Source organism: Streptomyces sp. NPDC034084 (assembly GCF_055575535.1).
The window spans coordinates 100128-114162 of record NZ_JBVISK010000009.1; the positions used below are offsets into that span (position 1 = coordinate 100128).

The following is a 14035-nucleotide window of genomic DNA, read 5'->3' on the forward strand; positions in this document are numbered from 1 at the left end:
GCGCCCCGCCCCTTCCTCACGCGCGGTGTCGCACCGGCGTGCGGCCCCCTCTCGCGCCCGACCGACGCGGCGGCGCGCACCGCTCTTGAGGAGTAGCAACCGTGGCTTCTGCCCAGCACGCGGAGTACCGGACGCTTCCGGCGCTGTTCGGCGCGCAGGTGGCCCGTCGGCCGGACGCGACCGCGCTGACGGCCGAATCCGGATCCATGAGCTACGCCGAGCTGGACGCGCGCGTGGCGCGGGCGACCGCCGTGCTGCACGGCCACGGGGTGCGGCGCGGGACGCTGGTCGGGGTGTGTCTGGAACGCGGCACCGCCCTGGTGGTGTCCATGCTCGCCGTCATGCGGGCGGGCGGTGTCTACGTACCGCTGGACCCGGCCTATCCGGCGGAGCGGCTGCGCTACATGACCGACGACTCCGGGATCGGCCTGGTGATCACCCAGCCGTCCGTCGCCGGCCTGGTGCCGGACGGACCGCGGCGGATGCTCGTGGCGGATCTGGACGACGCGGCGTGGGCGGATGCGCCCGCCGTGGAGCTGGGTCCTGACGACGCCGCGTACATGATCTACACCTCGGGCTCCACCGGCCGCCCCAAGGGCGTCGTCGTCACTCACCGCGGTATCGCCGACCTCTCCCGCACCCAGCGGGAGCGGATGGAGGTCACCGCCGGCTCGCGGGTGCTGCAGTTCGCCTCGCCCAGTTTCGACGCGGCGGTCTTCGAGGTCACCAAGTCGCTGCTGAACGGCGCGGCCCTCGTCGTGCTCGACCGCGGTGGACTGGCGGGCGCCGAACTGACCCAGGTGCTCCGTGACTTCGAGGTCACCCACGCGACGCTGCCGCCCGCCGTGCTGCCCACCATGGACCCCGAGGACCTGCCCGGCCTGGCCGCCCTGATGGTGGCCGGTGAGGCCTGCCCGGGCGAGCTGGTCGACCTGTGGTCGCGCGGCCGCCGCATGTACAACGGCTACGGACCCACCGAGGCCACGGTGTGCGCCACCATGAGCGAGCCCATGAGTGGCGGCGGCACCCCGTCGCTCGGCGTCTCGGTCGAGGGCACCGAGGTGTACGTCCTGGACGAGCGGCTGCGGCCGGTTCCGGCGGGCGCGACCGGTGAGCTCTACATCGCGGGCGAGGGGCTGGCCCGCGGTTACTGGGGCCGCCCCGATCTCACGGCGGAACGTTTCGTCGCCAATCCGCACGGCCCCGCCGGGGCCCGGATGTACCGCACCGGCGACCAGGTGCGGACCACCGACGACGGCGGACTGGAGTTCGTCGGCCGCGTCGACGACCAGGTCAAGCTGCGTGGTTTCCGCATCGAACCCGGCGAGATCGAGGCCGCCGCCATGCGGCTGCCCGGCATCGCCCATGCCGTCGCTCTGGTACGGGAGGACCGTCCCGGCCACCCCCGCCTCGTGGCGTACGCGGTTCCCGACACCGCGACGGCCGTCCTCGACACCTCGGCGGTACGGCCCACGCCCGCCGCGGTCCGTACCGCCCTGAAGCGCGCGCTGCCGGACTACATGGTGCCGTCGGCCGTCGTCGTACTGGACGCGCTGCCGCTCACCGTCAACGGCAAGATCGATCGTGCCGCGCTGCCCGAGCCCTCCCTCGCCCAGCTGGTCGGCGAGTACGTCGCCCCGAGCGACCCCCGCGAAGAGGCCGTCGCCGAGGCGTTCGCCGAGATCCTCGGCGTGGCCCGGGTCGGTGTCCACGACAACTTCTTCGACCTCGGCGGCGACTCCATACGCGCCGTTCAGGCCCTGTCCCTCATCGAGGCCCGGCTGGGCGCACGGACCGGGCGGCGCGCCCTGTTCGCGCACCCCACCGTCGCCGAACTCGTCGCCCGTGGACTGACCACCGAGGCCGTCGACGACGGCATCCCGCACGCCGACCGCGACCGCCCGCTGCCGTTGTCGTCCGCGCAGCGCCGTCTGTGGTTCCTCGACCAGTACGAGGGCGACTCCACCGAGTACTACACCGGCAGCGCCTACCGGCTGCGCGGCGCTCTCGACGTCCCCGCGTTACGCACCGCCCTGCGCGGGCTGCTCGCCCGGCACGAGTCGTTGCGCACCACCTTCCACGAGGACGGCGGCCACCCCGTCCAGCGGGTGCGCGCCGTCGCCGACGCGCCGCTCGCACTCGACGAGCGGGACCTGTCGGACCTGCCCGGCAGCGAGCGCGAGGCGGCGCTGTCCGCGCTGCTGCTCACAGAGGTGGAGACGCCGTTCGACCTGACGGCGGGCCCGCTGCTGCGGGCGGTGCTGGTGCGGTGCGCCGACGACGAGCACGTCCTGGTCCTGAGCATCCACCACATCGTCAGCGACGGCTGGTCCCTGGACGTGCTGACCAAGGACCTCAAGGCTCTCTACCGGGCCGCGATCGACCCTCAGGCGGCCCCGCCGGCCGCGCTGTCCGCGCAGTACGCCGACTTCGCCGCCTGGGAACAGGCCGGCTGGGACCGCGCTGCGGCCGCCGACCGGTTCGCCTACTGGCGGCGGCAGCTGGACGAGGTGCAGCCGCTCTCGCTGCCCACCGACCGGCCGCGCCCCGAGGTCCGTACCACCAGCGGCGCCGTGCACCGCTTCGAGCTGACCGCCGACGAGACCCATGCGCTGAAGGAACTGGGCCGCGGCCGCGGCGCGACGCTCTTCATGACGCTGACCGCCCTGACCCAGCTGCTGCTGGCGACCGCGTCCGGCAGCCGCGACGTGACCCTCGGCGTCGCCTCCGCGGGCCGGGACCACCGGCAGACCGCCGACCTGGTCGGCTTCTTCGTCAACCCCGTCGTCATCCGCTCCCGGGCGCGCACCACGGACACCGTGGTGTCCTTCCTCGATGGCGTGCGGACCACCGTGGGAGAGGCCTTCGACCACGAACTCCCCTTCGACCGGCTGGTCGAGGAGCTGGTCGCCGAGCGCGACCCCAGTCGCACCCCGCTGTTCCAGGCCATGATGGTGCTGCAGAACACCCTGCCCCAGCAGGTCGACCTGCCCGGCCTCGACGTCGCCGAGGTGCTGCTGCCCCGCGCCCGCTCGCTGTTCGACCTGGTGGTGGAGTACGAGGAGCGCGACGGCGCCCTGCGGGTCGCCATCGAGTACAACACCGACCTGTTCGAGGAGGCGACGGCTCGGCGGCTCGGCGAGCGGCTGCGCCGCCTCGTCGCCACGGCCACCGCGCGACCGCACCTGCCGCTCGCCGCCCTGGACCTGCTGTCGCCCGACGAGCGGCGACAGCTCGCCCAGTGGGCCGGCCGCGCTCCGCGGGACGCGGTGCCGGGCGTCCCCGAACTGTTCGCGGACGTCGCCGCGAAGGTACCGGACGAGACCGCCGTGATCGGCACCGCCGAACACCTCAGCTACGCAGAACTCGACTCCCGCGCCGAGCACCTGGCCCGGCGCCTGCGGGCCACGGGCGTGCGGGCCGAGACGCCGGTCGTGCTCGTCCTGGAACGTGGCGTGCAGGTCGTGGTCGCCATGCTCGCCGTCCTGCGCGCGGGTGGCACCTACGTACCGGCGCACACCGGGTATCCGCTCGACCGGGTCCGGGCGCTGACCGAACAGGCCGGGGCGGTCTGCGTGATCGCCGACGACGCGTCGGCGGACCGGGTCCCGCAGGACACCGGACTGCCCCTGATCGTCCTCGACGAGGGCGGCCGGCCGACGTCCGAAGGTCCGCGGGAACCGCTCGCCAGGACCACCACGCACCATCCGGGGCAGCTCGCCTACGTCATGTTCACCTCGGGCTCCACGGGGACTCCGAAGGGCGTGGGGATCACCCACGAGGACATCACCCGGCTCGCCGTCGACAGCCGCTGGCGCGACGGCCGCCACGACCGGACGCTGTTCCACTCCTCGCACGCGTTCGACGCGGCGACCTTCGAGATCTGGGCGCCGCTGCTGAACGGCGGCAGCGTGGTCGTCGCCCCGCCCGAGCAGCTCGACGCTGAGGCCTTCCGCGCGCTGGTCGACGAACACGGCGTCCACTCGACGTTCGTCACCTCCGCGCTGTTCAACCTGTACGCCAACCAGCTGCCGGAGTGCTTCTCCGGCCTGCGCGCGGTGCTCACCGGCGGCGAGGCCGCGAGCACGACGGCCGTTCGCAGGGTCGCCGAGGCCTGCCCGGACCTGCTGATCTGCAACGCCTACGGCCCCACCGAGACCACCACCTTCGCCACCGTCCACGCCTACGCGCCGCACGACGGCGAAGCGCCGGCGCTGCCCATCGGCACCGCCCTCGACGACACCCGGCTGCTGGTCCTCGACGCCTTCCTGCGGCCGGCGCCGGCCGGGGTCACCGGCGAGCTGTACATCGGCGGCGCCGGACTCGCCCGCGGCTACTGGGCCCGCCCCGACCTGACCGCGGAACGGTTCGTCGCCCACCCGACCGCGCCCGGCGAGCGCCTCTACCGCACCGGCGACCTGGTCCGCTGGACGCCCGGCGGCGAGCTCGAGTTCATGGGCCGGGTCGACGACCAGGTGAAGATCCGCGGCTTCCGCGTCGAGCTCGGCGAGATCGAGGCCGCGCTGCTGCGGCTGCCGGAGATCGGCGAGGCCACGGTCGTGGTGCACGGCACCGAGGCCGGCGGCAAGCGCATCGTCGGCTACGTGGTGCCGGAGCGGGACCGGAACACGCCGCTCGACCTCGACGGCATCCGGGCCCGGCTTGGCGAGCGGCTCCCCGAGTACATGCTCCCGGCGGTCCTGATCCCGCTCGCCGCCCTGCCCCTGAACGGCAACGGCAAGGTGGACCGGCGCGCTCTGCCCGCGCCGTCCCAGGAGGTCCTGGCCGGCGCCGCCTATGTCGCGCCTCGGGACGCGGCCGAGCGGGTGCTGGCGGCTGTGTTCGGGTCGGTGCTGGGTGTGGAGCGGGTCGGGGTGCACGACAACTTCTTCGACCTGGGCGGTGATTCGATCCTGAGCATCCAGGTCGTCTCCCGCGCCCGGAAGGAGGGTCTGCGGCTCACCTCGAAGGACGTCTTCGCCCGGCAGACGATCGCGGGCCTGGCGACCGTGGCCGTCACGGCCGGCGGCGAGCGGGCCCTCGCGGACCAGGGTGCGGTGTCGGGCGGGGTGGCGGTGACGCCGATCGTGGACTGGTTCTTCGGGACGCATCCGCAGGCCCCGGAGCACTTCAACATGGCGGTGCTCCTGGAGGTGGCGGACGGTTTCGAGGCGGATGTGCTGCCGGAGGCGGTCGGAGCGCTGCTGGCGCAGCACGACATGCTGCGGCTGCGCGTGGTGGACGGAACGCTGACCATCGCCGGGTCGGAGGACGCCCGGCGGGTGCTGGAGACGGTGGACGTCTCCGAGCTGTCCGGGCCGGAACTGGACGAGGCGGTACGGGATCACTCGGCGGGGGTCCAGTCGGGGCTGGACCTGGCGAAGGGCCCGCTGATTCGGGTGGTGTTCTTCGACAGGGGCGCCACGGGAGGGTCCCGGCTGCTGCTGGCGGCGCACCACCTGGTCGTCGACGGCGTGTCCTGGCGTGTCCTCCTGGAAGACCTGGACAGCGCCTGCCGCCGCGCCCCGCTCGGTGCCAAGACCACCTCGTTCCAGCAGTGGGCCCGGCTGCTGACGGCCGCCGCTGCCGAAGGCCGCTTCGACGCGGAGACGTCGTACTGGACCGAGGCCACCGCGCTCGCCGAGGCCGAGATCCCGGTGGACGCCACGGGCGCCAACCTCATGGGGACCCAGGAGTCGGTGCGGGCGGAGCTTCCGGCGGAGCTGACGCGCCGGCTGCTGCACGACGTGCCGGGGGCGTACCGGACACAGGTCAACGACGTCCTGCTCGCGGCTCTGACACGGGTGCTGTGCGGGTGGACCGGGGAGCGACGACTCCTGGTCGACCTCGAGGGTCACGGCCGCGAGGAGTTGTTCGAGGGAGTGGACCTGTCCCGGACGGTGGGATGGTTCACCACGATGTTCCCCGTCGCCCTCGAAGCCCACAAGGGCTGGGACGCGCAGATCAAGCACACCAAGGAACTGCTGCGGGCGATCCCGCACCGCGGACTGGGCTACGGCGCCCTGCGCCACCTCCGCACCGAACTGAAGGACCTCCCCGAAGCACGCATCAGCTTCAACTACCTCGGCCAGTTCGACCCGCGCACCGAGGACGGCCTGTTCGAGTCGATCGAGTTCAACCCCGGGGGTGAGTACGCCCCGGTGGAGGAGCGGGCGCATCTGCTGGACGTGGTCGGCCGGGTGGTGGACGGACGCCTGGTCTTCGAATGGGCCTACTCGACCGCCGTACACGACGAGACCACTGTGGCAGACCTGGCCCAGCGCTTCATGACCGAACTCACCGACCTGATCGGCCACTGCGTGTCGGACGGTGCCGGCGGGGCCACCCCCTCCGACTACCCGCTCGCCACCCTCACCCAGACCGAGGTGGACCGGCTCGCCGGCGACGGCCGGGACGTGGAGGACATCTACCCGCTGACCCCGATGCAGCAGGGCATGCTCTTCCACACCCTCCTGGAACCCGACTCCTCCTCCTACTTCGAACAGATCATGTTCGTGCTCGAGGGAGTCACCGACATCCACGGGCTCGCCGGGGCCTGGCAGCGGGTCGCGGACGCCACGCCCGTCCTGCGCACCTCCCTCGCCTGGGAGGACCTGGCCGAGCCGGTCCAGCGGGTGCACCGCTCGGCTGTCTTCCCCGTCACCGTCGGGGACTGGAGCGGTCTGTCCGAGGACGAACAGCGGGTTCGACTCGCGGAGTTCACGGCCGAGGACGAGCGGACGGGTATCGACCTGACGGCGGCACCACTGTCCCGAGTGGCACTGTTCCGCCTCTCGCCGACACGAGTACAGGTGGTGTGGACCTTCCACCACATCGTGCTCGACGGCTGGAGCCTCCCCCTCGTCATGGCCGACCTGTTCACCGCCTACCGCGGCGGCGAACTCCCCCCGCGACCCCCCTTCCGCGACTACCACGCCTGGCTCCGCGAACAGGACACACAGGCCGCACACGCCTACTGGCGCGAGATCCTCACCGGCTACGACACACCCGTCCCCCTCCCCTACGACCGCGTCCCCGACGACGTCCGCACCGCGCGCTCGACCGCCCGGCTGGTCGAGGACCTGACCGCCGACCTGACCGGTGCCGTGCACGACTTCGCCAAGCGTCACCGGCTCACCGTCAACGCCGTCGTCCAGGCGGCCTGGGCCCTGCTGCTCTCGACCCACTCGGACCGGACGGACCTGGTCTTCGGCGCGACGACCTCGGGCCGGCCCACCGACCTGCCGGACGTCGAGTCGGCCGTCGGCCTCTTCATCAACACCCTGCCCGTGCGGATCCGCATCGACCCGGACCGGCAGGTCGCCGAGTGGCTGCAGGGCATCCAGCTGCAGCAGTCCGAGGCACGCGGCCACGACTACCTCCCCCTGGCCCGGATCCAGGCGGAGGCCGGGCTCCCGGCGGACACCACGCTCTTCGACAGCCTGGTCGTCTTCGAGAACTACCCCGTCGACGAGGACAGCGCCCGGACCCACGGCCTGACCGTCGAAACCGTCACCGCCAACGAGGCCACCAACTACCCGCTGATGCTGGCCGCCTACGACGGCGCCCGGATCGGTTTCCACCTGCGCTACGACCCGCACCACTTCGACGCGGACACCGCCCGGCGGCTGCTGGACCGGCTGGTCCACCTGCTGACCGCACTCGTCGCCGAGCCCGGACGCCGGCTGGCCGCCGTACCGCTGCTCACGCCGGACGAGGAGCGGACCGTACTGGCTCGCCCCGTACAGCGGGGTGCCGCCGGTACCTTCGTCTCGTTGTTCGCCGAGCAGGCCCTGCGGCACCCGGAGCGCGTCGCGCTCGCCGGGGAGCACGAGCAGCTGACGTTCGCCGAGCTCGACGCCCGTTCCGACCGGGTCGCCCGCGCGCTGCGCGCACACGGCGTGGAGCGCGGGGCGTTCGTCGGCGTCTGCCTGGAGCGCGGCCCGTCGCAGACCGTTGCCTACCTCGGGGTGATGAAGGCCGGTGCGGCCTATCTGCCGATGGACCCGACGTACCCGCTCGATCGTCTCCAGTACATGGTCGACGACTCCGGCGTCCGTACGGTCGTCACCCAGCGCTCCCTCGTCGGGGTCGTCCCCGGTACGGAACGGCAGCTGATCCTGGACGAACTGACCGCCACCGCCGTGGACGAGCTCGCGGCGCCGGAGATCGGCCTGGACGACGCCGCTTACGTGATCTACACCTCGGGGTCGACCGGCCGTCCCAAGGGCGTCGTGGTCAGCCACCGGGGTGTGGCCGACCTCGCGCGCACCCAGCGGGACCGGATGCGGATCACGCCGGACTCGCGCACCCTCCAGTTCGCCTCACCGAGCTTCGACGCCGCTGTCTTCGAGACGACCTGCTCCCTCCTCAACGGCGGCGCGCTCGTCACGCCCTCCCGCGACAGGCTCGTGGGCGACGAACTCGCCCAGGTCATCCGCGACTTCGAGGTGACGCACTCCCTGCTGCCGCCCGCCGTCCTGCCCACCCTGGATCCCCGGGAGGTGCCCGGACTCGCCGTCCTGGCGACGGGCGGTGAGGCGCTCCCCGGCGAACTCGCCGACCGGTGGTCGCGGGACCGCTGCCTGATCAACGCCTACGGCCCCACCGAGACCACCGTGTGCGTCACGATGAGCGGCCCGTTGTCCGGCGGTGCCACGCCGCCGATCGGCACCAGGGTCGAGGGCAGCGCGCTGTACGTCCTGGACGCGTTCCTGCGGCCGGTGCCGGACGGGGTCGCGGGCGAGCTGTACATCGGCGGCGCCGGACTCGCCCGCGGCTACTGGGGACGGCCCGGCCTGACCGCCGAGCGGTTCGTCGCCGACCCGTTCGGCGCGCCCGGAGCCCGGATGTACCGCAGCGGTGACGTGGTCCGCCGGCGCACCGACGGCGAGCTGGAGTACATGGGCCGGGTCGACGACCAGGTGAAGATCCGCGGCTTCCGCGTCGAGCTCGGCGAGATCGAGGCCGCGCTGCTCGCCCGGCCGGGGGTCGGGCAGGCCGTGGTCACGGTCCGCGAGGACCGCCCCGGATCCAAGCGGCTCGTCGGGTACGTCGTCCCCGAGGCCGGAACGGCCCTGGACGCCGCCGTCCTGCGCGCCCGCGTCGGCGACGTCCTGCCCGCCCACATGGTCCCTGCGGCCGTGGTGGTGCTGGACGAACTGCCGCTCACCGTCAACGGGAAGACCGACACCAAGGCGCTCCCGGACCCGGTCTGGGCCGCTGCCGAGGGCTCCGCGTACGTCGCGCCGCGTGACGCGGCCGAGCGGGTGCTTGCGGGTGTGTTCGGGTCGGTGCTGGGTGTGGAGCGGGTCGGGGTGCACGACAACTTCTTCGACCTGGGCGGTGATTCGATCCTGAGCATCCAGGTCGTCTCCCGCGCCCGCAGGGAGGGCGTCCACCTCACCTCGAAGGACGTCTTCGCGCATCAGACCGTCGCCGAGCTCGCCAAGGCCGCCGCACCCGGTCAGGGCGCGGCTCCGGTGGCCGAGCAGGGTGCGGTGTCGGGCGGGGTGGCGGTGACGCCGATCGTGGACTGGTTCTTCGGGACGCATCCGCAGGCCCCGGAGCACTTCAACATGGCGGTGCTGCTGGAGGTGGCGGACGGTTTCGAGGCGCGTGTGCTGCCGGAGGCGGTCGGGGCGCTGCTGGCGCAGCACGACATGCTGCGGCTGCGCGTGGTGGACGGAACGCTGACCATCGCCGGGTCGGAGGACGCCCGGCGGGTACTGGAGACGGTGGACGTCTCCGGGCTGTCCGGGCCGGAACTGGACGAGGCGGTACGGGATCACTCGGCGCGGGTCCAGTCGGGGCTGGACCTGGCGAAGGGCCCGCTGATTCGGGTGGTGTTCTTCGACAGGGGCGCCACGGGAGGGTCCCGGCTGCTGCTGGCGGCGCACCACCTGGTCGTCGACGGCGTGTCCTGGCGTGTCCTCCTGGAAGACCTGGACAGCGCCTGCCACCGCGCCCCGCTCGGCGCGAAGACCACCTCGTTCCAGCAGTGGGCGGCGCGTCTGGCCGAGCACACGAAGCAGGGCGGCTTCGACGCCGAACTGCCCTACTGGACCGCGGTGACCGAAGGCGTTCCCACCGACGTCCCCGTGGACGCCACGGGCGCCAACCTCATGGGGACCCAGGAGTCGGTGCGGGCGGAGCTTCCGGCGGAGCTGACGCGCCGGCTGCTGCACGACGTGCCGGGGGCGTACCGGACACAGGTCAACGACGTCCTGCTCGCGGCTCTGACACGGGTGCTGTGCGGGTGGACCGGGGAGCGACAACTGCTGGTCGACCTCGAGGGTCACGGCCGCGAGGAGTTGTTCGAGGGGGTGGACCTGTCCCGGACGGTGGGCTGGTTCACCACGATGTTCCCCGTCGCCCTCGAAGCCCACGCGGGCTGGGACGCGCAGATCAAGCACACCAAGGAGCTGCTGCGGGCGATCCCGCACCGCGGACTGGGCTACGGCGCCCTGCGCCACCTCGGCACCGAACTGAGGGAACTTCCCGAACCGCGCATCAGCTTCAACTACCTCGGCCAGTACGAGGCCTCGGTCGGCGGAGCCGGCGTCTTCGCCGCGTCCGACCTCAACCCCGGGGGTGAGTACGCCCCGGTGGAGGAGCGGGCGCATCTGCTGGACGTGGTCGGCCGGGTGGTGGACGGACGGCTGGTCTTCGAATGGGCCTACTCGACCGCCGTACACGACGAGACCACGGTGACCGGCCTGGCCCAGCGGTTCATGACCGAACTCACCGACCTGATCGGCCACTGCGTGTCGGACGGTGCCGGCGGGGTTACCCCCTCCGACTACCCGCTCGCCACCCTCACCCAGACCGAGGTGGACCGGCTCGCCGGGAACGGGCGGGAGGTGGAGGACATCTACCCGCTGACCCCGATGCAGCAGGGCATGCTCTTCCACACCCTCCTGGAACCCGACTCCTCCTCCTACTTCGAGCAGACCCTCCTGGTGCTCGACGGCGTCGAGGACGTCCAGGGACTCGCCCGCGCCTGGCAGCAGGTCGTCGACGCCACGCCCGCGCTGCGGACGACGGTCGCCTGGCAGGGCGTCGAGCGGCCCGTCCAGATCGTCCGGCGCGACGTCGTCCTGCCCGTCACAGTCGGGGACTGGAGCGGTCTGTCCGAGGACGAACAGCGGTCTCGGCTCGCGGAGTTCACAGCCGAGGACGAGCGGACGGGTATCGACCTGACGGCGGCACCACTGTCCCGAGTGGCACTGTTCCGCCTCTCGCCGACACGAGTACAGGTGGTGTGGACCTTCCACCACATCGTGCTCGACGGCTGGAGCCTCCCCCTCGTCATGGCCGACCTGTTCACCGCCTACCGCGGCGGCGAACTCCCCCCGCGACCCCCCTTCCGCGACTACCACGCCTGGCTCCGCGAACAGGACACACAGGCCGCACACGCCTACTGGCGCGAGATCCTCACCGGCTACGACACACCCGTCCCCCTCCCCTACGACCGCGTCCCCGACGACGTCCGCACCGCGCGGACCACCGAGCGCCTGGGGCTGGACCTCCCGGCCGGTCTTTCGGACGCCGTGCTCGATTTCGCCAAGCGGCACCGCCTCACCGTCAACACCGTCGTCCAGGGCGCCTGGGCGTTGCTGTTGTCGGCCTACTCCGGCCGTACCGACCTGGTCTTCGGCGCGACGACCTCGGGACGGCCCACCGAGCTGCCGGACGTCGAGTCCACCATCGGCATCTTCATCAACACCCTGCCCGTGCGGATCCGCATCGACCCGCGCGAGCCGGTCGCCGCCTGGTTGCGGGACATCCAGCTGCGGCAGACCGAGTCGAGGCGGCACGACTACCTCTCCCTGGCCCGGATCCAGGCGGAGGCCGGGCTCCCGGCGGACACCACGCTCTTCGACAGCCTGGTCGTCTTCGAGAACTACCCCGTCGACGAGGACAGCGCCCGGACCCACGGCCTGACCGTCGAAGCCGTCACCGCCAACGAGGCCACCAACTACCCGCTCACTCTCAGCGCGTACTCCGGCGACACGGTGCGGCTGGTCCTCGGCTACGAGCCCCGGCACTTCGACGAGCGGACCGTACGCGGTCTGCTGGACCACCTCGGCGACGTTCTCCGGGCCATGGCCGAGGGGCCCGACGTGCCGCTCGGTCGCCTCCCGGTCCGACAGGACCCGGCCCTGGCGGCCTTCGAGGACGGCGGCGCCACCGAGGTGCCCGGCCTCAGCGTGCCCGAGCTGTTCGCCGAGCAGGTCGCACTGCGGCCGGAGGCAGTCGCTGTCGTCGGCGAGGACGAGGTGCTGACGTACGCCGAACTCGACGCCGAGACGGACCGGCTGGCCCGCCGACTGCGTCACGCGGGCGTCGGCCCCGAGTCGCGGGTCCTGCTCCTGATGCCGCGTTCCGCGCGGGTGGTCGTGGCGATGCTGGCGGTGCTGAAGGCGGGCGGGGCGTACGTTCCCGTGCACGCGGCCTTCCCGGCGGACCGGGTGGCCTGGCTGCTGGAGGACACCGCCGCCGCGGCGGTCGTCGCCGACACCTCGATGCTCGACCGGCTCGTCGAGCCCGAGGTGCCGGTGGTGGTGTACGACGCGACGGGCGACACCGGCCCGGACCACGCCGGCGCCGCGCTGCCGCGAGTGCCGGCCGACTCCACCGCGTACGTGATGTTCACGTCCGGCTCCACCGGCACCCCCAAGGGCGTCACCGTCAGCCACCGCAGCGTCGTGGCGCTGACCCGGGACCACCGCTGGCGGGGCGCGCACGAGCGGGTGCTGTTCCACTCGCCGCACGCCTTCGACGCCGCCACGTACGAGGTCTGGACCCCGCTGCTCGCGGGCGGCACCGTCACCGTCGCCCCGGCCGGGGACCTGACCGCCGAGATCATCCGCGGCTGCGTGGCGGAGCACGGCGTCACCGCGATGTTCCTCACGACCGCGCTGTTCAACCTGTTCGCGCAGCAGGACCCCGGCTGCTTCGGCGGACTGCGCGAGGTGTGGACGGGTGGCGAGGCCGCGCAGCCCGCGGCCTTCGTCCGGGTCGCCGAAGCATGCCCGGACACCACTGTCGTGCACGTCTACGGCCCCACGGAGACGACCACCTTCGCCACCTGCACTCCGATCACTCCCGACGAGGCACGGGCGGCCGTGACGCCCATCGGCCGGCCGATGGACAACACCCGGGCCCACGTCCTGGACGCGCTGCTGCGGCCGGTGCCGGCCGGGGTGGCGGGCGAGCTGTACCTGGCGGGCGACGGGGTGGCCCGCGGGTACGAGAACCGGCCCGCGCTGACCGCCGAGCGGTTCGTCGCCGACCCGTTCTCCGCCGGCGGGCGCCTGTACCGCACCGGTGACGTGGTCCGCTGGAACGCCGAAGGCCGGATCGAGTTCATCGGCCGTGCCGACGGGCAGGTCAAGATCCGCGGTTTCCGCATCGAGCTCGGTGAGATCGAGAACGCGCTCGCCGACTGCCCGGGCGTCGCCCGCGCCGCCGTGGCCGTCGTCGACTCGCCGTCCGGGGCGAGACAGCTGGTCGGTCACCTCCAGACGGAGGACCTCGCGGCCGCGCCCGAGCCGGAGGCCGTACGGGCCAAGCTCGCCGGGATGCTCCCCGCCTACATGGTGCCGACGGTGCTACTGCCCATCGACGCACTGCCGCTGACGCCGAACGGCAAGGTCGACCGCCGGGCACTGCCCGAACCCGACTGGTCCCGGCTGTCCGGGGAGCGCTACGAAGCGCCGGAGACCGTCACGGAAGAGGCGCTCGCCGACGTCTGGGCCGGGGTCCTGGGCCTCGAACGGGTCGGCGTGCACGACAACTTCTTCGACATCGGCGGCGACTCGGTCCGCAGCATCCAGGTCATCGGCGCCGTCGAGGCCGCCCTCGGGGTGCGGATGCCCACCCGGTCGCTGTTCGCGCACCAGACGCTGCGGGCCTTCGCGGAGGCCGTCGAGGAAGCCGTCCTCACGGAGCTCGAGGACCTCGACTGACCCATGCCCCCCCTCACCGAACGCCCGTACGCATCACACGAACCAGCGCCGGAGGACAGTGC

At 72.6% G+C, this 14035-nt stretch carries 1 protein-coding gene; it reads left to right on the forward strand.

The window, feature by feature from the left end; translation table 11 throughout:
* The first annotated feature begins 101 nt into the window (after positions 1–101).
* A complete protein-coding gene (locus ACZ51I_RS28790; RefSeq protein ID WP_468881536.1) occupies positions 102–13973 on the forward strand; it encodes an amino acid adenylation domain-containing protein in 13872 nt (4623 codons plus the stop codon).
* The last annotated feature ends 62 nt before the right edge of the window (positions 13974–14035 follow it).